2 protein-coding genes are annotated in these 1418 nt (G+C 48.3%); both read left to right on the forward strand.

Features of this window, described 5'->3' with window-relative positions; genetic code table 11:
• A partial coding sequence (locus CVN76_RS10865) for a thiolase family protein (RefSeq protein WP_198512537.1) occupies positions 1-537 on the forward strand: 537 nt, incomplete at its 5' end.
• A 132-nt stretch (positions 538-669) separates the two neighbouring features.
• The coding region (locus CVN76_RS10870) for an AMP-binding protein (RefSeq protein WP_157805639.1) at positions 670-1418 on the forward strand (749 nt) is incomplete at its 3' end.

A 1418-nucleotide genomic window follows, 5' to 3' on the forward strand; every position in this document is an offset into this window, starting at 1 on the left:
GATCAAGGTCCTAGAAGCGGAACTACTCTGGAAGTACTCTCAGGCCTGAAGCCCGTTTTTCAAGAAAATGGGTTGATTCACGCAGGCAACTCAAGTCAGATCAGTGACGGTGCCGCCGCTTTATTATTGATGGAGCGCAGTAAAGCCGAAGAACTTGGCTTGAAACCCCGATTTAAGGTGCATACGAGGGTCGTCGTCGGCTCAGATCCCACGCTGATGCTGACCGGACCGATCCCCGCGACACAAAAAGCATTGGAAAAAGCGGGACTTTCCATTGATGATATCGATATTTTTGAAGTGAATGAGGCTTTTGCTCCTGTACCGATTGCGTGGCTTAAAGAAACCGGGGCGGATCCGAAGAAGCTGAATCCCAATGGCGGGGCAATTGCCTTAGGACATCCTCTTGGTGGCAGTGGTGCGCGGATCATGGTATCCATGATTCATGAGCTGGAAAGGACAGGAGGGCGCTATGGGCTGCAAACAATGTGTGAGGGACATGGGATGGCCAACGCCACGATCATTGAAAGATTGGATTGAAATGAAGCCTGCGATCATGAACATGGGTCATTTGCACGAAAGGCAAGCTGAAAAAGTGAAACAGCCGACTATCGCCAGACTGACGTAAGAGCTCGTTCTGTTGAGGGGTGGCTTAATTGAGGAGGAAATGATATGTCAGTAACGATTAAAAATATCTTTGATCAGACCGTTCAGAAATTCCCCATTAAAGAGGCTATCTACGACGTGAGAAGAAATATCCGCTACACGTATATTCAGTGGAATGACCAGGTGAATCGGTTGGCGGCTGCCTTGCAGGCGGAAGGCGTTCGAAAAGGCGACAGAGTCTCCACGTACCTCTATAACAATGAAGAGCTTGCCACTGCATTCTTTGCCTGCGCAAAAATCGGCGCAATCTTTAATCCAATCAACTTCCGCCTCATGCCGGAAGAAGTGGCCTTCATTTTAAATGATGCAGCACCAAAAGTCGTTTTATTCGAACGGGAATTGGAATCAGTGGTTGCGGCTATTGAAAAGCGATTCCCGGAAACGGGTTTCTGGTACATTGATGATGATGTGCCAGGTTATGCGAAAGGCTACCGCCAAAAATTGGCCAGCGTTTCATCTCAGCCGGCCGAAGTGGAGGTTCATGAGGATGATGTTTATGCCATTATGTATACGAGTGGGACGACGGGGCGTCCGAAAGGGGTCATTCACCTACATAAAGATATGGTCAAACATGCTGCGATTTTAAGCGAGGCCCTTAATTATGAACGATCCGATATAGGTTTGATCACTGCACCGATGTTTCATTGTGCCGAACTGCATTGTTGCTTTTTACCTCGCGTACAGGTTGGAGCGATGAATGTCATCCTCCACCAGTTCAATCCGAAAAAGGTGATGGAGCTAGTTGAGTCAGAGGG

This window comes from Bacillus sp. mrc49, assembly GCF_002803435.1.